Below are 23,141 nucleotides of genomic sequence, written 5' to 3' on the forward strand. Positions count from 1 at the left end.
GGGGGACTGGTCTGCTCCCAGCATACGGCGGCGGCGCCTCCCCGCTGCGGGGAAGCGCCGCCGCCGTCGTCCTACTTGCGGAGGCTCGCCGCGATCTGCTGCATGATCGTGGGGTCCGAGAGGGTGGTGGCGTCGCCGGGGTCGCGGCCTTCGGCGACGTCCTGAAGGAGCCGGCGCATGATTTTGCCGGAGCGGGTCTTGGGCAGTTCCGGGACCACCAGGATGTTCTTCGGCTTGGCGATGGGCCCGATTTCCTTGCCGACGTGGTTGCGGAGTTCGGTCACGATGTCCTCGCCGGTGTCCACGGCGTCGCCGCGGAGGATGACGAACGCCACCACGGCCTGGCCGGTGGTTTCGTCGGCGGCGCCCACGACGGCGGCTTCGGCCACGGCGGGGTGGGAGACCAAGGCGGACTCGATCTCCGTGGTGGAGAGCCGGTGCCCGGAGACGTTCATGACATCGTCCACGCGGCCGAGGAGCCAGACGTCGCCGTCTTCGTCTTTTTTGGCGCCGTCGCCGGCGAAGTACATGGTCTCGAAGCGGGACCAGTAGGTGTCCTTGAACCGTTCGGGGTCGCCCCAGATGCCGCGGAGCATCGCGGGCCAGGGTTCGCGGATCACAAGGAATCCGCCGTGCCCGTTGGGCACGGATTCGCCCATTTCATCGACGACGTCCACGGCGATGCCGGGCAGCGGGACCTGCGCGGAGCCGGGCTTGGCGGCGGTGACACCGGGCAGCGGGGCGATCATCTGGGCGCCGGTTTCGGTCTGCCACCAGGTGTCCACGATCGGTGCCTTGCCGCCGCCGATGACCTCCCGGTACCACATCCACGCCTCGGGGTTGATGGGTTCACCCACGGAACCGAGGACGCGCAGGGAGCTCAGGTCGTACTTGTCCGGGATCTCCCGGCCCCACTTCATGAAGGTGCGGATCGCGGTGGGGGCGGTGTAGAGGATGGAGACCTTGTACTTTTCCACGATCTCCCACCAGCGGCCCTGGTGCGGGGAGTCCGGGGTGCCCTCGTACATGACCTGGGTGGCGCCGTTGATGAGCGGGGCGTAGGTGACGTAGGAGTGGCCGGTGACCCAGCCGACGTCGGCGGTGCACCAGTACACGTCCGTGTCCGGGTGCAGGTCGAACACGGCCTTGTGCGTGTAGGCGGTCTGGGTGAGGTACCCGCCGGTGGTGTGCAGAATGCCCTTGGGCTTGCCGGTGGTCCCGGAGGTGTAGAGGATGAACAGCGGGTGCTCGGAATCATGCCCGACGGCGGTGTGCTCGTTCGAGGCGGCGTCCACGGTGTCCGCCCACCAGTGGTCCCGGCCCTCGGTCCAGTCCACGTCCTGGCCGTTGCGCTTGACCACCACCACGTTCTGCACGGTGTGCCCGGCCTTGGACAGTGCCTCGTCCACCGCCGGCTTCAACGCGCTGGGCTTGCCCCGGCGGTAAGTGCCGTCGGCGGTGACAACGAGCTTGGCCTCGGCGTCATCGATCCGGGACCGCAACGCGTCGGCGGAGAACCCGCCGAACACCACCGAATGCACGGCCCCGATCCGGGCGCACGCCAGGAGGGTGATGACGGCCTCGGGGATCATCGGCAGGTACACGGCCACCCGGTCGCCCTTGGCCACGCCGAGGGACTCGAAGGCGTTCGCGGCCTTCTTAACCTCCTCGGTCAGCTCGGCATAAGTGTAGGAGCGGGTGTCGCCCGGTTCGCCTTCGAAGTGGATGGCAACCCTGTCGCCCCGGCCCGCTTCGACGTGCCGGTCCAGCGCGTTGTACGCGGCGTTGACTTCCCCGCCCACGAACCATTTGGCGAAGGGCGGGTTTGACCAGTCCAGCGCCTGGTCGAAGTCCCTGCTCCAGGTGAGCAGCTCCCGTGCCTGCTTCGCCCAGAAAGCCGGCCGGTCGGCGTCGGCCTCCCGGTACTCCTCAGCGGTCACAACCGCGTTGGCCGCGAACTCCGGCGACGGCGGAAAGGCCCGCGTCTCATGGAGCAGGTTTTCGAACGCGTCACCATGCTGGGCTTCCTGTCCTGCGGGGCCGGCAGGAACGGTGGCCGTGGAGCTTGAAGTGTCCTGGGACATGTGAACCTCATCATTCATCGATCTTCGCTGGCGGCATGACCGCCGGCCGGGCTCCGCCCCGTACACGGCATCGGGCACCGGCCCGTCACGGACATACCGCAAAGAGCTGTTCCGGAATCAAGACTAATGCTTGCCCGCGCCGGTATGTGTGCCGTGTCACAAGCCAGCCCGCGAGCGGCATTTATTAAGCGGTGAATGGTCTGCCGCACGGTCTTTCGAACGTCCCGGGCGTCCCCCCTCAGCTAGTGATCAGCCCGGCTGTTGACTAGGCTGAAATGGAATTGTGACTTCACTTCGGGCCGCTGCGGCCGGGCGCTACCAGTGCCGGGCAGCAGCGGATCCGGTGTTACGACGGGACGGTACCGGGGCCTCGCCCCGGTACCGCCACGCTAAGGAGAACAGATGAACCAGCAGAGCTACGGCCAGAAAACAGGCCCCGACACCGCGGCAGCCGCCGGTGCCGAAGGGCCCGCCACCGGAGCCGGCCCGCAGCCGGCGGCCGCTGGCAAGGGCAGCCGCGCAAGCCTTTCCAAGGATGCCAACCAGGCAGTGCTGGGGCCGTTCACCGTGCGGGACCTGGCCGTCTTCGCCGGCACCCTCATCCTGTTCATCGCCTCCCTGCTGCCCATCTTCGGCGGCCGGTACAACCTGTGGAACCTGAACAACCTGTTCTTCCTGGGGCTCGGGATCATCCTTCCCCTGATCGCCAGCGCCCTCTTCGCCGCGCGCCGGCTCGCGCCCGCCACCAGGATCCGCGTCGGTTCCCTGTCCATCGACCAGTTCGGCTCCGTGGTGGCCTGCTTCGCCGTCGCCTTCTTCTTCCTGTCCGTCGCAGGCGCCTATGTGCCAAGCCTGCTTGTGGGCCTGATCGGCTCCCTGGTCCTCTTCGCGGCAACCGTGCTGGGCCGCTTCCTGCCGTATCTCAAGGGTGATTTCCAGGGCCGCGCCGAAGCGCCGGCCCACGTGGTGGCCCGTGAAGCCGCTGTCCCGGTCCAGAAGCCGCGTGCACCCAAGGAACCCAGGCCGGAGTCCGCTGCCAAGCCCGGCCCGGGGAAGCTGCTCGGTGCCGCCGGCGGCAAGCTCTTCGGCGGCGCGGGTGCCGGATCCTCGGCTGTCCCGCCGCGGTCAACCGACCACGCGCCTGCCACCGACCACGCGCCCGCAACCGCCGCCGTCCCGTCTGTTTCCGCGCACCATTCCCCGGCCACCGCGGCCGTGCCCGCCACCGGTCCCGCGCCGGCAGGCGCCCCCGCGGCAGGCACGCCCGTGTCCACGGCTCCCGAAGTCGCCGACCACGCTCCTGACATCGACGCCGGCCCGCCCACCCAGGCGGCCGACGTCGTGCGTCCCGCTGCGGCATCGGCCGAGGAGACCCGGTTCGGGCAGGTGCCCGCCGGTTCCGGGTCGTCTGTCACCGGCGGTGTGCCCGGCGGACATCACGACGCCGGTGCGCAGCCGGTTGCGTCCGGCGCTGCTGCCTCCGCGGCCCGGAGGACCTGGGAGCCGCCCGCAGCAACGGCTGTGCACCAGCAGATCCGCTCGGAGGAACCGATCGGGGCAACAGTGGACCCGTCGAGCCGGCACGACGAACTGGACGAGCAGCCCATCCACGAGGCGTTCTGGTTCGCCGTCGCCCAGCACCGCACCGCCTACGATCCGCGAACCGGCGCGCCGGCCTTCGTCATTGAGCCAGGCGGCTGGGTCCTTGCCCTTGAAGACCGCGGCCACGAATTCCTGGTCCAGCACACTGACGGGCGGCTGGGCGTCCTGCGGGACCTCACCAACATCGAGCGCGGCTAGGTCCCGTGGCCGTGCCCCGCGCCGCCAAGGCCGGCGGAAAGCCGGCGCCCGCCGGCCAGGCCGCCGGGATGCCGGTGGTTTCGTCGGAGTCGCTGCTCGCGCTGAAGCGGCGGGCACGGCGCATCAACAGGGCACTGGCCGAGAAGTACCCCTACGCGCACGCGGAGCTCGATTTCACCAACCCGTTTGAGCTGCTGGTCGCCACCGTCCTTTCGGCCCAGACCACCGACGTCACGGTCAACCAGATCACGCCGCTGCTTTTCGACCGCTACCCTGACGCGCGGGCCATGGCGGAGGCGGACCCGGCCACGCTCGAGGAAATCATCAAGCCCACCGGCTTCTTCCGGGCGAAGTCACGGAACCTCCTGGCGCTGGCCACCCGGCTGGTGGATGAGTACGACGGCGTTGTGCCCGGCCGGATCGAGGACCTGGTCACCCTGCCCGGCGTGGGCCGCAAGACCGCCAACGTGGTGCTCGGAAACGCGTTCGGCATCCCGGGCATCACGGTAGACACCCACTTCGGCCGGCTGGCCCGCAGGTTCGGCTGGACCCAGTCGGAGGATCCTGTCCAGATCGAGGCCGACGTTGCCGAGTTGTTCGAGCCGAGGGACTGGACCATGCTTTCGCACCGGGTGGTGTTCCACGGCCGCCGGGTGTGCCATTCCCGGAAACCGGCCTGCGGGGCCTGCCCGGTGGCCAACTGGTGTCCCAGTTATGGACTGGGGGAAACTGACCCGGCCAAGGCGGCCAAGCTCCTGAAATACGAACTGGCGCCGGGCGGCGAGGCCCTGCTGGCTGAACTGCTGGCCAACACGGACCGGGCCGCGGAGATCAGGATGGCATCCCGTAAGAGGACGCCGTGAGTGCCCGGGATGACCTGATTCAACTGGTGCGCCGGTCCGAATCCGGATTCGACGCCACCCCGGATCCCCGCTGGGCAGCCCTTACCGTGGACGAGGATCTGGCGCGAAAAGCCGCAGTACTGATGCTTTTCGGCGCACTGGATGACGTCCCCGCCGCCTCGGGCAAGCCGCTTGCCCCCGCCGACCTCGACGTGCTGCTCCTGGAACGGGCCCACACACTGGGCTCGCACCCGGGGCAGGTCGCTTTTCCCGGCGGCAGCATCGACGCCGGCGAGTCGCCGGTGGAGGCAGCCCTCCGCGAAGCCGAGGAGGAAACCGGGCTCGACGCAGGCGGCGTCGAGGTCCTGGGCACGCTCCAGCAGCTCGGCCTGGCCCACAGCAACTTCCTGGTGACCCCGGTGCTGGGCTGGTGGCACTCGCCCTCGCCGGTCCGGGTGGTGGATTACGCCGAGTCAGCCCAGGTCTTCCGGGTGCCCGTGCGGGACCTGTTGGATCCCGACAACCGCGTCATGGCCACGGTGCACCGGGCGGGGCGCACGTTCGAAAGCCCCGGATTCACCGTTAACGGTGTCCTGGTATGGGGCTTCACCGGAATTGTCCTGAGCGGGCTCTTCGACCAGCTGGGCTGGTCCGTCCCGTGGGACCGCACCCGCCTTCACAGGCTGGCCGTCTAAAGGGATCCAAAAGAATAGGGAAGCCACGCGCGCCTTTGAGCGCGGCTGCCCGGTCGTGGCGGGTCCCGGCAGAAGCCGGGGAGCCCGGTGGGTGGTGCTTCAGGCCTGCTGCTGCCTCAGGTCCACCACGATGCCTGTCGCCGCGTTTTCCCGCATCGCCTTGATGCCTTCAAGCAGCATGTTGAGCGACTTGAAGTTGGGTGACACGGCAACGATGTTGCCTTCCGCGTCTGTGAGCCGCAGCCGGTATGACTCGTCTCCTACCCGATGAATTTCGAATCTGCCCGCCATATGTCGGACCTCCCCTGGTATGCGTCGTTGCATCAGCCGTCCCGACCGGTCTGCCTCAGTCGCCGCTATGAACTGTAACGTCCGTCACGCTGCCCGTCGAGCTGCTGCCGGGTAGGTTACATTCCCTGACATATGGGTATCTGTGGTTTCCTCACTTGGCGTGGTCGTAGGAGTCCACCACGGCCATGCTGACGGGAAACTCCACCGGGATGCGGCCGAACAGCAGTTCCTTGGCAGCGTTGGCAGCGTCCTCGATGGCCTTGGTGCAGGCAGCCACCCGCTCCACAGGAGCATGGACCATCACTTCGTCATGGAGGAAGAAGACCAGTTCGGCACCCGGGGTACCGTCCGCGCGGAGGCCTCGCAGCCGGCGTCGTAATTCCGCGAGCCAGCAGGCTGCCCAGTCAGCGGCAGAGCCCTGGACCACGAAATTCCGGGTGAACCGGCCCCGCGACCTGGCAATGGATTCCGCGCGCCGCTGCTCCTCGGCGGTGGTGGACCGCTGGCTGTGGAACCAGCGCTCCGACGGCGGCGGGCTGCTGCGGCCCAGCCTGGTGGTGACCGTTCCGCCGGTTTCCCCGGTCCGCGCCGCACGTTCCACGAAGTCCACGGCGCGCGGATACGTCCGGGCCAGCTGGGCATAAGCCTGCCGGCTTCCCCCGAGGTGGCCCCGTACATGGCGCCGAGCAGGGCCATCTTCGCCTTCGCGCGGTCGCCGCCGAAGCCCTTGGCGGCGATGGCTGCGTACAGGTCCTGGTCGCGCGCGGCCTCGGCCATCACGGAGTCCTGCGCCAGCGCCACCAGGACACGGGGCTCCAGCTGGGACGCGTCCGCCACGATCAGTTTGTGGCCTGGATCGGCATGCACGGCGCCGCGGACCTGGCGCGGGATCTGCAGGGCACCGCCGCCGCGCGACGCCCAGCGCCCGGAGACCACGCCGCCCACCACATACTCGGGCCGGAACCTGCCGCCCGCCACCCAGGCATCAAGCCAGGCCCAGCCGTTGGCGGTGTGGAGCCGGGAGAGTTTCTTGTACTCCAGCAGGGGCTCTATGGCCGGATGGCCGGACTCCCGCAGCTCCCACTTTCGTGTGCTTTTCACCTCGATGCCGTTGCGGTGCAGGGCCCGGATCAGGTCCTGCGGGGAGTCCGGGTTCAGGGCGGGCGCGTTCAGCAGGTTGCGCAGTTCAGCGGCCAGGGCCTCCAGCCGGGCCGGGCGGTGGCCTAATGGCGGGCGCGGCCCGAGATGGTCGGCGAGGATCTTTTCGTGCAGGTCCTCGCGCCAGGGAACGCCGGCGTGCTGCATTTCGGCGGCGATCATCGCGGCGGCGGACTCTGCGGCGAGCAGCAGCTGAAGCCGGTTGCGCTGGTTTCCCTCCGGGCCCACCGCGGCGAGGGCAGCCTGCTGCGCGGCGTACTCGGTGCGGAGCTCAGCGGGAGTGTGCCGGGGTGTTGGCGCCGTGTCCGGCTCATCGAACAGGGCGCCCTGGTCCGCCGGCGGGCGGGGCGGCAGGAGTGTTTTGGGCGGGAGGACCGGGTCCTCGGCCGGGGTCCTGTCCGCCGTGCGGGCGTACTCCGTATGGGCGGTGAACTGGGAGAAGGCGAGGATATTTCCGCAGAGAGTGAGGTCGTAGCAGCGCTCCAGTTCCACGCCGGACGCCAGCAGGCCGGGGTACCAGTCCTGCGTGCGGTGCCAGATCCAGCGCGGCGGCTGCCCGCCCTTTCGGTCATTTTCAAGCCGGCGCACGACGGCGGCAAGGTCTTCCCGGGCGATGATGCGCGCTTCGGGGTTGGCCGGCTGGGGCCCGCCCGCCTGGGTCAGTTCCTGAAGGGCCGCGCCGTGGGGGTGGGCGGCGAGCAGCAGGTACATGCTCCAATTGTGCCCTGATCCATGGGCTGGTCCGGTGCGGGCACCATCCGGCCCGGCTTTTCCACATAGCGGCCGCGGTGCCTTACCTGCTTCCCGCCGCCGGTGGAGAGTGGCTCCATGAGCAGGCACCAGTTGACCCCTTCCCACGCGGATCCAGGCAGTGCCGGCGGTTCCGCGCGGTCCTCCGGCGAGGTGGCGGCCGGGGGCGCAGGTACTGGAACCGGCCCGGGAAACGACGCCGCCGGAGCATGGCTGCCGGCCGGTGCCGACGAGGTGCTCCTGGTGACGTCGTCCACGCTCCTCCGGTCCGAGGTGGAGCGTATCGTGGCGGCCGCCGGCGCGCACCTGCGCGTCGTTGCCGACGCCGCCGAAAGCGGCCGGTACTGGGAAGGGGCGGGCGCGGTCCTGGTGGGCAGCGATATCCGCGAACTCCCGCCGCGGCGCCGGGCGCCCGCAGTGCTGGTGGGGCTTGACGGCGAAGGCGACAGCCTGTGGCACCTCGCCGCAGCCCTGGGCGCTGAACGGGTGGCGGTGCTTCCGGACGCCGCGGCGTGGCTGGCCGACCATCTCAGCAGGTCTCGTTCGCCTGCTCCCGGCGGACTGGTGCTCGGCGTGACGGGCGGGTGCGGCGGCGCCGGAGCCACCACGGCCGCCGTCTGGATCGCGCAGGCCGCCGCCGGCCTGGGGGTCCGCGTGCTACTGGTGGACGGAGATCCCTGGGGTGGAGGAGTGGAGCTCGCCCTCGCTGCCGAGGAACACCCGGGCCTGCGCTGGCCGGACCTGTCCGATGCCCGGGGCAGCATCGACCCCGTGCAGCTTTCGGACTCCCTGCCCGTGGCAGGCGGGTTCTCCTTCCTGTCATGGCCCGCCAGCAGGGACCAGCCCGTTCCGGTAGCTGCGTCCACCACGGTGGGTGTACTGGACGCTGCCCGGCGGGGCTACGAACTGGTGGTGGTGGATATCGGCCGGCGGACAGAGCCGCTCCAGGCCTTCACGTGGGATCGCGACCGGATCCTGGTGGTGGTTCCCGCGCAGCTCAAAGCTGCCGTAGCGGCGGCGCGGCTGCTCCAGGAGTTCCCGCCGGTGGAGGCTGCCCTCCTGGTCCGCGGGAAGCCCGGTTCCGCGCTGGACGGTCCACTGCTCGCCGACGCCATCGGGCTTCCCGTCCAGGGGCGGGTGCCGGAACTGCGCGGGGTGGCCGCCGCCGTCGAAGCGGGCAGGCTCCTTGACCTGGGCAAGCGGCGCAGCATCCGGCACTTCGCCGCATCCGTCCTGGACGCACTGGGTGATGACATGTTTGTGGAGGAACTCGTATGAGGCAGCACCCCGGTCCGCTGGTGCCTGGCCCGGTCGTGCCCGGACCGGACCCGGCCGGATATCCGGCAGCCCCGCCGGCCGCGGTGCCTGCCCGGCGGCGCGACAACCGCGGACAGGACAGCCGGCGCCGGGTCGACGCCGGGCTGCTGGAATCCGTGCGCGAATCGATGATGGCCGAGGCAGGTGCGGTCACGCCGTCGCGGGTGGCAGCCGCCGTGCAGGCCACCGGAAAGCTCCTGGGCACCGCCGGCGCCCTGGCCGCGGCCGAACGGATCAGTGCGGAGCTGAACGGCCTGGGTCCGCTTCAGGAACTCACGCGCGATCCCGCCACCACGGACATCTTCGTGAACGCGCCGGATTCCGTGTGGGTGGACCGGGGCCGGGGCATCGAGCGCACGGCCATCGTTTTCGACAGCGAATCCCAGCTGCGGGCACTGGCCTGCAGGCTGGTGGCAGCCGGCGGACGGCGGCTGGACGACGGCTCACCCTGCGTGGATGTGCGCCTGGCCGGGGGCTACCGCGTCCACGCCGTCCTCCCTCCGGTCTCCACGGCAGGGACCCTGATCAGCGTCCGGATCCGCCGGGAACGGGTCTTCACCATGGCCGAACTTGGCGCGGCCGGAATGTTCAGTCCGCGGCTGCAGGATGTCCTCGAAAAAGTGGTGGAGCACAGGTTGAGCTTCCTGGTCAGCGGTGCCACCGGATCGGGCAAGACCACCCTGCTGTCGACCCTGCTGGGGCTGTGCCGGCCGGAGGAGAGGCTGGTCCTGATCGAGGATGCGGCCGAACTCAATCCACGCCATCCGCACGTGGTGTCGCTCGAGTCGCGGCACGGAAACCTGGAAGGCGGTGGCGAGGTGGACCTCGGCGAACTGGTTCGGCAGGCACTGCGCATGCGCCCGGACCGGCTGGTGGTCGGCGAATGCCGCGGGGCGGAGGTACGCGAGCTCCTCACGGCCATGAACACCGGCCACAGCGGCGGGGGCGGCACCATCCATGCGAACACCGCAACCGCAGTGCCTGCAAGGCTGACGGCGCTCGGCGCCCTGGCCGGACTGGGCCCGGATGCAGTGAGGCTCCAGGCAGCAAGCGCCCTTGACGTCGTCATCCACGTTGAGCGGACTTCCCGGGGACGGGAAGTCTCCTGTATCGGCGTCATTGGCGACGGCCCGGACGGGCTGGCGGTCGTTCCCGCGCTCGAAGCCGCCGCCCGCGCACCCGGTCCCGCGTGGCCGGCGCTTGCCGCACGCCTGGGTGTCCAGGCGGGGGATCCGTGATGATCCTGCTCCTGGCCGCCGTCCTCGTCCTTGCAGCCGTCCTGCTGCTGAAGCCGCCACACGGGGCACCGGCCAGGCTGCGCCGCGCGGCAGGACACAGCCGGGCTGTCCCTTTCCCCGGGGCCGGACTGAGACGGCCATGGATTGGGCGGAAGCGGCGGGGTTCGGCAGGAAGAGGAAGCATGCCCGCAGCCGCGGCCCTGACCCTGGTGGTCCAGCAACTCGCAGCCCTGTTGAAAGGCGGCCGGACGCCCGGCCGGCTGTGGGACGAACTGTGGGTGCTGTACGGGGCGGAAGGCGGCGGTCACCCGGGGCACTCTCCGGCCAATCCGTTCCGGCTGCACCCCGCGCGGTCCCCGGACGGGAATTCAGTCGCCAACCGCTCTGCCGCCAGTCGCTCTGCCGCCAGCCGGCAGGAAGGCCCGCCCGGCGCCGGATTGTCGGCGGGTTCCGTGGCAGTGCTTGCCTCTGCCAGGGCTGCAGCAGCAGGCGGGACGCCCGTATCCGAGGCAATCCGCAGGACATTGGATGCGACGCCGGCGGTCCGGAACCGCGAAGCACGGATCTGGTCCGAGCTGGCGGCCTGTCTCGACATCGCGGAAGCCAGCGGATGCCCCCTCGCCGATGTGCTCACCCGATTTGCGGCCCAGCTTGAAGTGGAGGATGACGCCGATGCTGCCCGGCAGACGGCACTGGCAGGGCCGAAGGCCACCGTCACCCTGCTGACATGGCTGCCGCTGATGGGGTTGGGCCTGGGAGTGGCGCTGGGCGTGGATCCAGTTGCCGTTCTGCTGGGAACACCCCTGGGCCTGGCAGCGCTGGCAGCCGGACTAGTGCTCACTGCCGCCGGCCGGGTGTGGTCGGCGCGCCTGGTGTCGGCCGCCGCCGGGGCGGGAGTGCCATGAGCGGAAACGGCCCGCTGGCCGCCGCCGTCTTCCTGGCACTTGCAGGTGCCGCCTGCCTCATCTGCTCCGGCAGGTGGACGGCGAGGAAACGGCTTCGTCACCTGCGCATCACCGGACCGGACCCGGCTGCCCTGTCCGCGGGTCAAGGAGAAACCACACGCACACGGGGTGGGACGGGCCTGCGCGATACCGCCATGATGCTCGAACTGGTGGCGGCGATGCTGGACGCAGGCTCCGGCATCGGGCGGTCACTGGAACTCGTGGCAGCCTCGGCCTCAATCCGGTACCGCGCGGCGCTCCGACCGGTGGTCTCCGCCCTGTCCATCGGCGCCGACTGGGAGACCGCCTGGCACAGCTCAGCCGTCCGGCTCCCCGAGATCCTGGAATTGCGCGACGCCCTCGGCTTCGCGGCCCTGACCGGCGCGCCGTCGTCGGCCATTCTCTATGCCCAGGCCGCAAGGCTGCGCCGGGAGAGATTCCGGGCAGCAGAGAAGCGCGCCGCCTCGTTGGGCGTAAAGCTCGTGGTCCCGCTGGGCCTGTGCTCCCTTCCGGCCTTCATCTGCCTGGGCGTGGTTCCCGTCTTGCTGGCCCTGGTGCCATCCGGCAGTTAGCTACGTCCTTTCCTCCACACCGGCCCGGAAACCGGCCTTTTCCACTTAGGCCGCCCGCGCACTTACCGGTCCTGTTGGGGACCGGAAGAGTCAAGACAGCCGGCAACATCACCGGCCCCACGAAAGGAAACACCACATGTCCATGAACCACCACCGCAGTTACTACGCCGGACCTGCCCGCCCGGCGCTGTCCAGCCCGGCGCTGTCCAGCCCGGCCGCTCCGGGCCGGGAACACAACTGGTCCGGCAAAGCAGGGTCGACCACCGGCAGCACGCTGCCGGCCAACGTTGTGGAGCTCTACCCGGGTGCACGCCTGGCCCAAAAGCACAGCCGCACTGTCCGGCTGATGGGTTCGGAGGCAGGCATGGCCACCGCCGAATACGCCATCGCCACCCTTGCTGCGGTTGGCTTGGCCGGCCTCCTTGTCTTCATCCTCCGCAGCGACGAGGTCCGCGGCTTCCTGCTGACCCTGATCCGCACCGCACTGGCACTGCCGTGACCGCTGCACCGGCCGCGCTTCAGCGCCGTACACCCCGGACCGTTCCCTTCGGCCGGCGAGGCCGGGGTGCCGGCCTGACGGGACGCCGGAATGCTGGACCCGGACGCGGAAGCGGCACGTCGAACGCGGCACGCGGCGCGGTCACCGCCGAGTTCGCCGTGGTGCTTCCCGCGGTGCTTGCCCTGTTGGCCATGCTGCTGGCGGGGGCTGCGGCCGGGGCAACCCAGTTGCGGATCGAGGAGGGGGCGCGGGCCGGTGCGCGGGCCCTGGCGAGGGGCGAGGATCCCGCCAGGGTCGAGAGAACCGTCAGGACACTGGCCGGCGGCACTGCAGCAGCTACGGTCGCAGCGGAAGGCGGCTGGTACAGCATCACGGTCACGGACCGCGTGGGCGGGCCGCTGGGCTCCTCGATTCCTTGGATTCTGACGGCCCGCGCCACCACCCGCAGCGAAGCGCCCGCAGCAGCCACGGCCGTCGGGCTGACGGACGGGAGGGGCAACAGATGATCGGAGTTCACCGGCGCAGCGGACCCGTGCCTGGCTACCGGAGTGCCTCCGGGCGGCGCGGCAGCGGCCTCATTGCTCCGCTGGCTCCGCCACCTGGCGACCAGGCCGAGCGGGGCTCCGGCACGGTTCTTGCCGCTGGCCTGGCGCTGGTGGTCCTGCTCATCGCGGCCATGGTGATGCTGCTGGCCCAATCGGCGGTGCTGGGCAGCAGGGCAGCTTCGGCCGCCGACCTCGCTGCCCTGGCCGGCGCAGATGCGCTCCGCGGCCTCGCCGATGGCCAGCCTTGCGAAGTGGCAGCAACGGTGGCTGCCCGCCACTCGGCGGTGGTGGTCAGCTGCGTGGCGGGGCCTGGCCAGACACTCGAGGTCCGGACACGGCTGGACGGGTCCGTATTGGGTCCGGCCAGCGGCCATGCCCGGGCAGGACCTCCACCCGGTGGAGTTCCCTAGGCCCGCCGTGAGCCGGCGCTTGGTTCGCCGATGCCCTGCTCCCCGGTGGCTTCTTGTTGCCCTGCAGCCGCCCGCCGTCCTGTGACGTCCGACTGTCCTGTGCCGTCCGGCCGCCCGGTGATATCCGGGTGTTCCGTGGCGTCCCTCAGCAGAACGTCCAGCAGGGTGACCGCGGCGTCCTTGTCCAGAGGGTTGTTCTTGTTCCCGCACTTGGGGGACTGCACGCAGGACGGACAGCCGGAGTCGCACTCGCAGGCCTTGATCGCATCCCGGGTGGCCGCCAGCCACACTTTTGCCTTGTCAAAACCCCGTTCGGCAAAGCCGGCCCCGCCGGGGTGACCGTCATAGACAAAAATGGTGGGCACCCCGGTGTCGGCATGCAGGGCAGTGGAGACGCCCCCGATGTCCCACCGGTCGCTCGACGCCACCAGCGGCAGGAGCCCGATCGCGGCGTGCTCGGCGGCGTGCAGCGCGCCGGGGAACTGGGCTTCGATGAGGCCGACGGCGGTGAGCGACCTGTTGTCCACCACGAACCACACGGCCTTGGTGAAGAGGTCCCGGGCTCCGAGGTCCAGTGGTTCCTCGCCCAGGATCTCGTTTGAAATCAGGGCCTTGCGCTGGAAGGACACCACCTGCGTGGTGACCTTGACGTCGCCGAAGTGGACGGTGATGTCACCCCATTGCATGGTGCGCCGGGTCTCCAGCACCTCGATCTGGGTGACGTCCCGGGCAGTGGTGTAGTAGTCCGGGTTGGCCCGGCGCACCACCACGCAGTGGTCCTCCTCGTTCAGGTCCTCCACCACGTAGCTGTCGCCCTGGTGGATGTAGACCGCGCCGTTGTGCGCCTGGTAGTGGGTCTGCGGCGAGTCCATGGTGCCCAGCAGGGAACCGGTGTCCGCGTCCACGATGCTCACCGGCCCGCCGCCGTCGGCCCGCAGGTTGACCATCGCCGCGGCGCTCTGGGCGTGGGTCCAGAACCAGCCCGCGGGCCTGCGGCGGAGGTAGCCCTGCGCCACGAGCTTGTCCAGGAGCGCCTCTGCCGTTCCGCCGAAAAGGTCCAGTTCGCCGGGACCAAGGGGGAGTTCGGCGGCCGCAGCGCACAGGTGCGGGCCCAGCACATAGGGATTGGAGGGATCAAAGACCGTGGCCTCCACGGACACATCGAAGATCGCTTCCGGGTGGTTCACCAGGAAGGTGTCCAGGGGATCGTCGCTGGCCACAAAGGCGGCGATGGCCTCCTGCCCAGCCCTGCCGGCACGCCCGATCTGCTGGAACAGGGAGGCCCGGGTGCCGGGCCAGCCCGCCACCAGGACAGCGTCCAGGCCGGAAATGTCGATCCCCAGTTCCAGGGCGGAGGTGCTGGACACGCCCAGGAGCTGGCCGGAGCGGAGGGCCCGTTCCACGGCGCGGCGTTCCTCCGGGAGGTACCCGGAGCGGTAGGCCGCCACCCGCTGCGGGAGGCTCGGATCCACCTCCTCCAGGAGGCGTTTGGTGATGGTGGAGATGCTTTCCGCGCCGCGGCGCGATTTGATGAAGGCGATGGTCCGCACCTGGGCGGACACCAGGTTGGCGAGCAGGTCAGCTGTTTCGGCCACGGCAGTCCGCCGTTCCTTCGCACCGTTCTCGCCCCTGACGTCGCTCAGCGCCGGCTCCCAGAAGGCGACAGTGGTGGCCCCGTGGGGTGAGCAGTCGCTGGAAACGGCCTGCACCGGGGCGCCGATCAGCCGGGAGAAGGAGGCATCGGGGTCCGAAGCCGTGGCGGAGGCCGCGATGAACACCGGCTCCGGGAAGGAGGTGCCGGCTCCGTAATACGCGCAGATCCGCCGCAGCCGCCGCATCAGGTTTGCCACGTGGGACCCGAACACGCCCCGGTAGCTGTGGGCTTCGTCGACGATCACGTAGCGCAGCCGGCGGAAGAACCCGGCCCACCAGGCATGGTTGGGGAGGATGCCGAAATGGAGCATGTCAGGGTTGGCCAGGATGAAGTTTGCATGGTCGCGGATCCAGCGCCGGGAGGCGGGGTCGGTGTCGCCGTCGTATGTCTCGGCCCGGACGGTGGGAAGCTTCAGGGCACGGATGGCGTTCAGCTGGTCGGCGGCCAGAGCCTTGGTGGGGGAGAGGTACAGGGTGACGGCGCCGTCGTCGTGGATCTTGCCCGGATCAGCGAGGACGCGCAATTCAGACCGGTGGATGGCATCCAGCGCGGGCAGCTGGTACGCGAGTGATTTTCCTGAAGCGGTGCCGGTGGCCACCACCACATGGCCGCCGTCGTGTGCGATGTCGGCAGCCTCCACCTGGTGCCGGTAGGGCTCCCGGATGCCCAGCGAAGCGTAGGCGTCCACCAGGTCCGGATGGACCCAGGCCGGCCACGGTGCGTGGACCGCCGCACGCGCCGGCAGGGTGCGGACATGACGGAGCTGTTCCGGATCCGGGCCACGGCCCAGCATGGGAATCAGGGAGTCATGGGGGTTCACCCCAACATTGTTTCACCCACGTGGAAGGCCGCAGCCCGGTTCCCCCAAGGGCGAACCGGGCTGCGGGACAACGAAAGGGAACGGTCAGCTCAGGGACAGATCGGAACCGTCGTGGGAGGCAGACAGCATCAGCACGCGGGAGACCGTGCTCCAGCCCAAATGCGAATAGAGCTTCTGGCCGTCGACGGAGGCCAGCAGCAGCCCCGCGGTGACGTCATGCTCGAATGCCTGCGCGGCGAGGGCCCGCATGATGAAACTGCCCAGCCCGCGGCGCTGGAACCCCGGTTCCGTGATGATCTTGTCGAACACGGCGGTGTCACCCACCACGTATACCCGGCCGCTCGCGGCCAGGGCTTCGCCGGAGCGTACCTCGGCGTAGTGGACCCCGTTCTGCTCGGATGCCGAGAAGGTCAGGTCGTCGTCGGAAAGCCAGGGGTCCTCGGCGTCCTGCGTCTCCATGTCCACAATCATCATGGTCTGGGTGTCCGAGGTGACGTTCAGCCCGTGCCTGCCGGCCAGGGCTGCGTAGCGGGGGATGTCGTTGGTGAGGATCGTCAGGACACGGGGCGGAACCTCTGCCGTCTTGGCAGCCAGGGCGGCGAATTCGCCGTCAGTGGGGTCGGACGCGAAGTATTCCCATTCGCCGCTCGTGTCCGCCCGGAGTGCAGCGGGGAAACGGCCCTCTTTGGATGTCTGGTACCCGCGGCAGCCGGCCCAGCCCGCCACCCACACTTCAAGAAGGCCAGTGATGTCTTCAATCATGGTTTCCGGACTCATGGCATGAACACTATTCCAGCCGGAACTCCAGCAACAGGGTGCTTACGCAATTGTGATGGAGGAGGTCCGGGTGCATGGGCCAGCCCGGGCGGGCAGGTGCCCGGACCCCAGCCGGTACCCTTAAATACGTGGCTTTGAACCGAATCGTGCTCTTCTACGGCTTTACCCCCATCGCTGACCCGGACGCCGTGCGTCTCTGGCAGCGTGCTCTCTGCGAAAAGCTGGGCCTCACCGGGCGCATCATCATCTCCAAGGACGGCATCAATGCCACCGTGGGCGGCGAGATCGGCGCTGTAAAGCAGTACGTCAAGACAACGCGCGAATACAAGGGCTTTCACGGCATCGACGTTAAATGGTCCGACGGCGGCGCGGAGGACTTTCCGAGGCTCAGCGTCAAGGTCCGCGACGAGATCGTCTCCTTCGGCGCGCCCGGCGAGCTCAAGGTGGACCAGAACGGTGTGGTGGGCGGCGGCAAGCACCTCAAGCCCGAGGAACTGCACCAGCTGGTGGACGCCCGGAAACAGGACGGCGAAGAGGTGGTCTTCTTCGACGGCCGGAACGCCTTTGAAGCCCAGATCGGCCGGTTCAAGGACGCTGTGGTCCCGGACGTCGCCACCACCCATGACTTCATCAAGGAACTGGACTCAGGCAAGTACGACTCCCTGAAGGACAAACCCGTGGTGACCTACTGCACCGGCGGCATCCGCTGCGAGGTGCTTTCTAGCCTGATGGTGAACCGGGGCTTCAAGGAGGTCTACCAGCTGGACGGCGGCATCGTCCGGTACGGCGAAACCTTCAAGGACCAGGGCCTCTGGGAAGGCTCGCTCTACGTCTTCGACAAGCGCATGCACCTCGAGTTCAGCGAGGAGGCCAAGACCATCGGCGAATGCGCGCGCTGCTCGGCGCCCACCAGCAAGTTCGAGAACTGCTCCAACCCCAGCTGCCGCACCCTGACGCTGTATTGCGCGGAGTGCGCCGCGAGCCCCGACACGCTGCGCTGCCCCGAGGGCTGCGCGGCCTAGGCAGCATCCGGTGGCAGCCCGAAAGCCACCCTCAAAGCCGCCGCACCCGGTAGGCAAAGTTGGCTCCGGTCCTGGCCTCCACCGTGATGCTCAACGACGTCTCTGCCGAGAGGTAGATGACGTTCTCCCGGTTGACCCCGCATCTCAGGCCCAGGTCCACCAGCGTCAGCGCGTCACTGCGGACAACGAAATTGACCCGCCGCTGGCTCCGGCAGGCCAGGGCCAGTGCATAGGTGCCGGTTTCCAGCACCGGGGTGGTTTCCGTCCGCACTTCCGCCGCGGCAAGGAGCCCAGCCCCTGCATGGACTACCGGCTGCGGAGTATCGGGCAGGGTCCGCTCCACCCACGTCTCCAGTTCCCCTTCAGGCACGGGGTCGCGCCGCAGCGCGTCGCGGGTGAAAACGGGAGCGGGAGCAGCGGTAGGTTCCGCGGGGACGCCGGACCAGCCCCCGCCGTCGTCGTACGTATATTCACAGCCGCCCAACGCCATCCCGGCTGCCAGCACAAGGCCCAGGACGACGGCGGCCGCCGGCTTCCGCGCCAGCGGTGCCCGTGCTGTCCCTCCGGAAAGGGGCGCGGAGAATCTCCGCACGGTGGGCATAGTCCGACTTTAAGCCCGCAGGGCCCGGCGGGCCATACCGGGAGGACCGCTATTCGGCAGGCACCAGGTGGTAGGCGTAGATGAGGGGTGCATCCACGCTGGAGGTGCTGATCTCCACCTTGCCGGGCCCGGGCAGCGTGATCCTGGTGACTTCCCGGCTGCCGTTGCAGGCCGCCCCGGCGTCCACCACCTGGGTGCCGTTAAGCGACAGCGCGAAGAAGGCTTTCCCGCCGCCTTCGCACGTGGCCGTGAGGGTGTAGCGTCCGGCCGGAACGCTGGACGCTTCCTGCACGATGTGGTCCCGGTTCAGGATCTTCCCGGCGTCCGCCAGCACGGCTTCCGCGGGGGACGGCAGGGCAGTGGCCTGCCATTCCGGCACATCCGCGTTCTCGATTGAGACCACCGGGGAGCAGGCCGCCAGGGCGAGGGCCGCGGCGGGCATGACGGCAGCCAGCAGCTGCCCTGCGGACTTCAGCGGGCGGCGGCGGACGGCAGCCCGGCGGCGGGCACGCGGAAGGAGGGGCAGCGGAGAAGGCATGCTTCAACGCTACCCCGCGGACAGGACAGGCCAGTACGGCGCCCCGTCCAGGACCGCCGGACTAAACTTGACCGGTGCCTAGATCCCCATACCAGTTTTCCGCCGGCAGCATCCCCGACGCCCCCCGCAGCGACCGTCCCCAGCTGCTGTCAGCCCTGGCAGCAGACCTGCGCCGGACCGGCTACACGCTCGACGGCGTCGCGCAGCTCCTCGGGCCAGCAGCCTCTGCCGCGCTCAACAGGGACCAGATCATCCCGGCCCTCCTGGCCACCGAACACGCGGTCCGGCGGGACGAAAGCGCCCGGCCGCTGGCCGCCGTCGTCCGGCTGTGGCTCCTGGCCGAACCGCAGGAACGGGGCGTGCTGGACGCGGCCCTGCCGGGCGTCGGCAGCGAGGGCCTCCTGGAACTGGGGCTGGTGCAGCCCGTGCCCGGCACTACGCTGCTGGCGGCAAAGGCTGACCTGCGGCCCTACGGCTGGGACGCAAATGAGGATGGCAGCGGCGGCGCCGAGCTGTGGGTGGCCAGCGACCTCGCGGCCCACCAGCAGGAGGGGGTCCTCCGGCATGACCACGTCCTGGGCATCGGGCAGGCTTCCACCACCCTGGTGCAGACCACCGTCCGCCGCCACACACGGCGGGCCCTTGATCTTGGTACGGGGTGCGGATCCAGGCGTTCCACCTGCTGCACCACTGCGAGCACGTGACGGCCACGGACATTTCAGAACGCGCCCTCGCCTTCACCCGCTTCAACATCCTCCTCAACGCCGAGGCCCTTTCCGTGGACCCGGACCGGTTCGAGGACCGCGTGAGCCTCCGCCTGGGATCGCTCCTGGAACCCGTGGCCGGCGAGGAGTTCGACCTGGTGGTCTCCAACCCGCCTTTCGTCATCACGCCCCGCCGCGCCGGCGAGGAAGCCGCGGGACAGTTCACGTACCGCGACGGGGGTCTGCCGGGCGATGACATCGTCTCCTCGCTGGTGGCCGATCTTCCCGGGTCCTGGCGCCGGGCGGCACCGCACAGATGCTCGGCAACTGGGAGGTGCCCGCCGGGGCGGAGTGGCACGAGCGGCCCCGCAGTTGGGTCAGGCCCGGCACGGACGCGTGGTTCATCCAGCGCGAGCAGGTCGCCCCGGAGCAGTACGCCGAAACCTGGCTGCAGGACGCGTCCGAAGGCCGTGACCGGGAACATTACCGGGATGCCTACGCCGCCTACCTCACCGACTTCGAGTCCCGGAACGTGGAAGGGATCGGCTTCGGCATGGTCTGGCTGCGCCGTCCCCTCCCCGGCGGAGAACCGACCGTGAGCCGCTTCGAGGAAATCACCTACCCCATCGAGCAGCCCATCGGCCCCCACCTGGACGCCGCCGTCGAACGCTGCGACTGGCTCGCCGCCAACACGCTCGAGGACACGCACCTGCTGGTGGCCGAAGACGTCACCGAAGAACGGCACCAGCGGCCCGGCGCGGAGCATCCCGGCGTGATCCTGCTGCGCCAGGGGCAGGGCTGCGGCGGACCAACCTGCTCAGCACCGAGCTTGCCGGGTTCGTTTCGGCCTGCGACGGCGACCTGACCGCCGGGCAGATCGCCGGCGCCCTGGAGGCGCTCCTCGGCGGCGGCATGGACGGCGACGGCGCGGGATTCGATGCCGGCAGCTTCCGCAGCACGCTGCTGGCAGACGTGGAAAACCTGGTCCGCGACGGCTTCCTGTTCCGGCCCGCGCCTGAGCCTTCCGCAGCCTTTGTGCGCCACAGGGTTTTCCACACCGAATGCGCACAATTGTCCAAAATATGGTGAACTAGGCCAATATGGGCTCATCTGCCCCAGCAACCTTTTTCTGTAGGAGCACCGTGCCAAGCAAGGCCAAAACCGGCAAGAAACTCGTGATTGTGGAGTCTCCGGCCAAGAGCAAGACCATCGCCAAGTACCTGGGCGAGGGCTTCATTGTCGAGGCCTCCATCGGTCACATCCGCGACCTGCCGCAGCCTTCGGAGCTCCCCGCAGAGCTGAAGAAAACCTCGGTAGGCAAGTTCGCCGTCGACATCGAGCACGACTTCAAGCCCTACTACGTGGTGTCCGCGGACAAGAAGAAAAAGGTCACCGAACTGAAGGCGGCGCTCAAAGACGCCGACGAACTCTACCTCGCAACCGATGGGGACCGCGAGGGCGAAGCCATCGCGTGGCACCTGCTGGAAGTGCTCAAGCCCAAGGTCCCGGTGTACCGGATGACGTTCGGCGAAATCACCAAGGAAGCCATCCAGCGCGCCATGGGGAACCTGCGCGACGTCGACTCCGCACTGGTGGACGCCCAGGAAACCCGGCGCATCCTGGACCGCCTTTACGGCTACGAGATCTCGCCCGTCCTGTGGCGCAAGGTGGCCCGCGGCCTGTCCGCCGGCCGCGTGCAGTCCGTGGTCACCCGCATGGTGGTGGACCGCGAACGCGAACGCATGGCGTTCAAGGCCGCGTCCTACTGGGACCTGACCGGCCAGTTCGGCGCCGACTCCGGCTCCTTCAAGGCCAAGCTCGCCGCCGTGGACGGCGCGAAGGTCGCCACCGGCCGCGACTTCAACGACGACGGCGTCCTCGTCTCCAAGAACGTCGCCCACCTCAACGAGGAACTGGCGGCGTCCCTGGCCGCCGGCCTGCAGGACGCGGACTTCCGCGTCCGGTCGGTGGACACCAAGCCGTACACCCGGCGCCCCGCCGCACCGTTCACCACCTCCACGCTGCAGCAGGAAGCGGGCCGCAAGCTGCGGTTCTCCTCCAAAAGCACCATGCAGATCGCGCAGCGGCTGTATGAAAACGGCTACATCACCTATATGCGTACGGACTCCTCCGCGCTGAGCGACGAGGCCATCACGGCCGCCCGCCGGCAGGCGTCGGAGCTGTACGGCCCCGAATACATTCCGGGCTCGCCCCGGGTCTACTCCAACAAGGCCGCGAACGCGCAGGAAGCCCACGAGGCCATCCGTCCCGCCGGCGACTCGTTCCGAACCCCGGCCCAGGTGGCCAAGCAGTTGTCCGGCGACGAATTCCGGCTCTACGAACTGATCTGGAAGCGGACCGTCGCCTCCCAGATGGCCGACGCCAAGGGCTCGACCGCCACCATCCGCCTCGGTGCGGTGGCTTCGGACGGCCGGGACGCAGAATTTTCCGCTTCCGGCACCGTCATCACCTTCCCCGGCTTCCTGGCCGCCTATGAAGAGGGCAAGGACGAGACCCGCGGCGACGACGACTCCGACGAAGGCCGTCGGCTGCCCAACGTGGCCAAGGACGACGCCCTCACGGCCTCGGAGATCGTGGCCGTGGGCCACGAGACATCCCCGCCGCCGCGGTACACCGAAGCGTCCCTGACCGCCGAGCTGGAAAAAAAAGGGCATCGGCCGGCCGTCCACCTACGCGTCCACCATCTCCACCATCCAGGACCGCGGCTACGTCCGGAAGCAGGGCTCCGCCCTGGTGCCCAGTTGGATCGCGTTCTCCGTCATCCGCCTGCTGGAGCAGCACTTCAGCGACTACGTGGACTACGAATTCACGGCCGACATGGAAGGCGACCTGGACAAGATCGCAAACGGCCAGGCCGTGGGCGCCTCCTGGCTGCGCCATTTCTACTTCGGCGAGGATTCGGACCCGGCCTGCTGAGCATCGTCAACAACCTGGGCGAGATCGACGCCCGGGAAATCAACTCCATTCCCATTACCGACGAGATCACCCTTCGGGTGGGCAAGTTCGGACCCTGCCTGGAGAGCTCCGCCGCTACCGTCGACCCCAAGACGGGAGAGATCGTGGAATCGGCGCGCGCGAACGTGCCGGAGGACCTTGCCCCGGATGAACTTACCGCGGCCAAGGCCATCGAGCTGATGGAGACCGCCGCCCCCGAGGAACGCGTGCTCGGCACCGATCCGCACACCGGTCACACCATCGTGGCCAAGAACGGCCGCTACGGCGCGTATGTCACCGAGATCATCCCCGAGATGACCGAGGAACAGATCGCCGCACAGCCCGTCGAGTACTACAAGAACGGCAAGCCCAAGCCGCCCAAGAAGCCGGTCAAGGCCAAGCCGCGCACCGGTTCGCTCTTCAAGTCCATGACGGTGGAGTCGGTGACTTTGGACGAAGCCCTGCAGCTCATGAGCCTGCCGCGGGTGCTGGGCGAGGACGCTGAGGGCAACCCCATCACCGTGCAGAACGGCCGTTTCGGCCCGTACCTGAAGAAGGGCACGGACTCCCGGTCCATCGGCTCGGAAGAGGAAATTTTCACCATCACGCTGGAGCAGGCACTGGAGATCTACTCCCAGCCGAAGCAGCGCGGTGCCCGTGCGGCCGTGCCGCCGCTTGCGGAGTTCGGCCCGGACCCGGTGTCCGAGAAGAACATTGTGGTGAAAGAGGGCCGCTTCGGCCCGTACATCACCGACGGCATCACCAACATCACTGTTCCGCGCGCCACCTCCCTGGAGGAACTGACGCGGGAACAGGCGGTGGAGCTCCTCGCCGAGAAACGTGCCAAGGGGCCGGTCAAGCGCACCGCCACGCGCAAGGCACCGGCCAAGAAGAAGGCCACAGCCAAGAAGTAGGTCACGCTGGT

At 69.0% G+C, this 23,141-nt stretch carries 17 protein-coding genes and 3 pseudogenes; 13 read left to right on the plus strand and 7 right to left on the minus strand.

What is annotated here, in order from left to right:
* Window positions 1–71: 71 nt before the first annotated feature.
* Window positions 72–2,084 (minus strand): acetate--CoA ligase, encoded by a 2,013-nt coding sequence (gene acs / locus ACPEE0_RS02505; RefSeq protein ID WP_424573827.1) that lies wholly within the window; start codon window positions 2,082–2,084, stop codon window positions 72–74.
* A gap of 402 nt (window positions 2,085–2,486) precedes the next feature.
* Here acs and ACPEE0_RS02510 point away from each other — a divergent pair, with 402 nt between their 5' ends.
* From ACPEE0_RS02510 to ACPEE0_RS02520, 3 genes are all read left to right on the plus strand, one after another.
* The gene (locus ACPEE0_RS02510; protein WP_407710036.1) at window positions 2,487–3,884 is read left to right on the plus strand and encodes a hypothetical protein; all 1,398 of its coding nucleotides are present in this window, start codon (window positions 2,487–2,489) and stop codon (window positions 3,882–3,884) included.
* Window positions 3,885–3,952: 68 nt separating this feature from the next.
* Complete coding sequence (nth, locus tag ACPEE0_RS02515; RefSeq protein ID WP_424575221.1) at window positions 3,953–4,747, plus strand: endonuclease III; 795 nt, start codon at window positions 3,953–3,955, stop codon at window positions 4,745–4,747.
* Window positions 4,744–5,421 (plus strand): NUDIX hydrolase, encoded by a 678-nt coding sequence (locus ACPEE0_RS02520; protein ID WP_424573828.1) that lies wholly within the window; start codon window positions 4,744–4,746, stop codon window positions 5,419–5,421. The genes nth and ACPEE0_RS02520 overlap by 4 nt, the downstream gene beginning before the upstream one ends.
* Before the next feature lie 99 nt (window positions 5,422–5,520).
* Here ACPEE0_RS02520 and ACPEE0_RS02525 read toward each other — a convergent pair whose 3' ends face one another.
* Window positions 5,521–5,712, minus strand: a complete 192-nt coding sequence (locus tag ACPEE0_RS02525; RefSeq protein ID WP_133348851.1) for a YegP family protein — start codon at window positions 5,710–5,712, stop codon at window positions 5,521–5,523.
* A gap of 151 nt (window positions 5,713–5,863) precedes the next feature.
* A pseudogene (locus ACPEE0_RS02530) lies at window positions 5,864–7,581 on the minus strand (bifunctional 3'-5' exonuclease/DNA polymerase).
* A 117-nt stretch (window positions 7,582–7,698) separates the two neighbouring features.
* Between ACPEE0_RS02530 and ssd the strand changes: the two are divergent.
* The 7 genes from ssd to ACPEE0_RS02565 all read left to right on the plus strand — a co-directional run bounded on the left by ssd (window position 7,699) and on the right by ACPEE0_RS02565 (window position 13,145).
* Complete coding sequence (gene ssd, locus ACPEE0_RS02535; RefSeq protein ID WP_424573829.1) at window positions 7,699–8,898, plus strand: septum site-determining protein Ssd; 1,200 nt, start codon at window positions 7,699–7,701, stop codon at window positions 8,896–8,898.
* Window positions 8,895–10,175, plus strand: a complete 1,281-nt coding sequence (locus ACPEE0_RS02540; RefSeq protein ID WP_407710032.1) for a TadA family conjugal transfer-associated ATPase — start codon at window positions 8,895–8,897, stop codon at window positions 10,173–10,175. Before ssd ends, ACPEE0_RS02540 begins: the two co-directional genes overlap by 4 nt.
* Complete coding sequence (locus ACPEE0_RS02545) at window positions 10,175–11,080, plus strand: hypothetical protein (RefSeq protein ID WP_407710465.1); 906 nt, start codon at window positions 10,175–10,177, stop codon at window positions 11,078–11,080. The genes ACPEE0_RS02540 and ACPEE0_RS02545 overlap by 1 nt, the downstream gene beginning before the upstream one ends.
* Window positions 11,077–11,691: a type II secretion system F family protein gene (locus ACPEE0_RS02550; RefSeq protein WP_407710031.1), complete on the plus strand. Its 615-nt coding sequence runs from the start codon at window positions 11,077–11,079 to the stop codon at window positions 11,689–11,691. Before ACPEE0_RS02545 ends, ACPEE0_RS02550 begins: the two co-directional genes overlap by 4 nt.
* A 136-nt stretch (window positions 11,692–11,827) precedes the next feature.
* On the plus strand, window positions 11,828–12,190 hold the full coding sequence (locus ACPEE0_RS02555) for a DUF4244 domain-containing protein (protein WP_407710030.1): 363 nt from the start codon (window positions 11,828–11,830) through the stop codon (window positions 12,188–12,190).
* The gene (locus tag ACPEE0_RS02560) at window positions 12,187–12,696 is read left to right on the plus strand and encodes a TadE family type IV pilus minor pilin (protein ID WP_407710029.1); all 510 of its coding nucleotides are present in this window, start codon (window positions 12,187–12,189) and stop codon (window positions 12,694–12,696) included. The genes ACPEE0_RS02555 and ACPEE0_RS02560 overlap by 4 nt, the downstream gene beginning before the upstream one ends.
* On the plus strand, window positions 12,693–13,145 hold the full coding sequence (locus ACPEE0_RS02565; protein WP_407710028.1) for an Rv3654c family TadE-like protein: 453 nt from the start codon (window positions 12,693–12,695) through the stop codon (window positions 13,143–13,145). The genes ACPEE0_RS02560 and ACPEE0_RS02565 overlap by 4 nt, the downstream gene beginning before the upstream one ends.
* On the opposite strand, the gene ACPEE0_RS02570 is transcribed toward ACPEE0_RS02565, so the two are convergent.
* Together ACPEE0_RS02570 and ACPEE0_RS02575 are read right to left on the minus strand one after the other, a co-directional pair.
* A complete protein-coding gene (locus ACPEE0_RS02570; RefSeq protein WP_407710027.1) occupies window positions 13,142–15,619 on the minus strand; it encodes a DEAD/DEAH box helicase in 2,478 nt (825 codons plus the stop codon). The genes ACPEE0_RS02565 and ACPEE0_RS02570 overlap by 4 nt on opposite strands.
* A gap of 84 nt (window positions 15,620–15,703) precedes the next feature.
* Entirely contained in the window at window positions 15,704–16,396 is a 693-nt protein-coding gene (locus ACPEE0_RS02575; RefSeq protein WP_407710026.1) for a GNAT family N-acetyltransferase, read from the minus strand.
* A gap of 128 nt (window positions 16,397–16,524) precedes the next feature.
* On the opposite strand from ACPEE0_RS02575, the gene ACPEE0_RS02580 reads away from it, so the two are divergent.
* Window positions 16,525–17,418 (plus strand): rhodanese-related sulfurtransferase, encoded by an 894-nt coding sequence (locus ACPEE0_RS02580; protein WP_035753137.1) that lies wholly within the window; start codon window positions 16,525–16,527, stop codon window positions 17,416–17,418.
* Window positions 17,419–17,449: 31 nt separating this feature from the next.
* Here ACPEE0_RS02580 and ACPEE0_RS02585 read toward each other — a convergent pair whose 3' ends face one another.
* Both ACPEE0_RS02585 and ACPEE0_RS02590 read right to left on the minus strand, forming a co-directional pair.
* Window positions 17,450–18,019, minus strand: coding sequence for a hypothetical protein (locus tag ACPEE0_RS02585; RefSeq protein ID WP_009358547.1), 570 nt, complete (start codon window positions 18,017–18,019; stop codon window positions 17,450–17,452).
* Between the two features lie 49 nt (window positions 18,020–18,068).
* A complete protein-coding gene (locus ACPEE0_RS02590; RefSeq protein ID WP_009358546.1) occupies window positions 18,069–18,557 on the minus strand; it encodes a hypothetical protein in 489 nt (162 codons plus the stop codon).
* A gap of 74 nt (window positions 18,558–18,631) precedes the next feature.
* Between ACPEE0_RS02590 and ACPEE0_RS02595 the strand changes: the two are divergent.
* Both ACPEE0_RS02595 and topA read left to right on the plus strand, forming a co-directional pair.
* Window positions 18,632–20,350: pseudogene (locus tag ACPEE0_RS02595) on the plus strand (DUF7059 domain-containing protein).
* Window positions 20,351–20,403: 53 nt separating this feature from the next.
* Window positions 20,404–23,130 (plus strand): annotated as a pseudogene (gene topA, locus ACPEE0_RS02600) (type I DNA topoisomerase).
* Window positions 23,131–23,141: the final 11 nt, after the last annotated feature.

The organism is Arthrobacter sp. SD76 (assembly GCF_049726125.1).
In the GTDB taxonomy this organism is placed as follows: Bacteria; Actinomycetota; Actinomycetes; order Actinomycetales; family Micrococcaceae; genus Arthrobacter; species Arthrobacter nitrophenolicus.

Coding starts and splice junctions, on each gene's coding strand:
- ACPEE0_RS02565 (WP_407710028.1), top strand. CDS start 12,693: ATGATCGGAGTTCACCGGCGCAGCGGACCCGTGCCTGGCTACCGGAGT.
- ACPEE0_RS02540 (WP_407710032.1), top strand. CDS start 8,895: ATGAGGCAGCACCCCGGTCCGCTGGTGCCTGGCCCGGTCGTGCCCGGA.
- ACPEE0_RS02510 (WP_407710036.1), top strand. CDS start 2,487: ATGAACCAGCAGAGCTACGGCCAGAAAACAGGCCCCGACACCGCGGCA.
- ssd (WP_424573829.1), top strand. CDS start 7,699: ATGAGCAGGCACCAGTTGACCCCTTCCCACGCGGATCCAGGCAGTGCC.
- ACPEE0_RS02545 (WP_407710465.1), top strand. CDS start 10,175: ATGATCCTGCTCCTGGCCGCCGTCCTCGTCCTTGCAGCCGTCCTGCTG.
- ACPEE0_RS02525 (WP_133348851.1), bottom strand. CDS start 5,712: ATGGCGGGCAGATTCGAAATTCATCGGGTAGGAGACGAGTCATACCGG.
- ACPEE0_RS02590 (WP_009358546.1), bottom strand. CDS start 18,557: ATGCCTTCTCCGCTGCCCCTCCTTCCGCGTGCCCGCCGCCGGGCTGCC.
- ACPEE0_RS02555 (WP_407710030.1), top strand. CDS start 11,828: ATGTCCATGAACCACCACCGCAGTTACTACGCCGGACCTGCCCGCCCG.
- ACPEE0_RS02575 (WP_407710026.1), bottom strand. CDS start 16,396: ATGAGTCCGGAAACCATGATTGAAGACATCACTGGCCTTCTTGAAGTG.
- ACPEE0_RS02550 (WP_407710031.1), top strand. CDS start 11,077: ATGAGCGGAAACGGCCCGCTGGCCGCCGCCGTCTTCCTGGCACTTGCA.
- ACPEE0_RS02585 (WP_009358547.1), bottom strand. CDS start 18,019: ATGCCCACCGTGCGGAGATTCTCCGCGCCCCTTTCCGGAGGGACAGCA.
- acs (WP_424573827.1), bottom strand. CDS start 2,084: ATGTCCCAGGACACTTCAAGCTCCACGGCCACCGTTCCTGCCGGCCCC.
- nth (WP_424575221.1), top strand. CDS start 3,953: ATGCCGGTGGTTTCGTCGGAGTCGCTGCTCGCGCTGAAGCGGCGGGCA.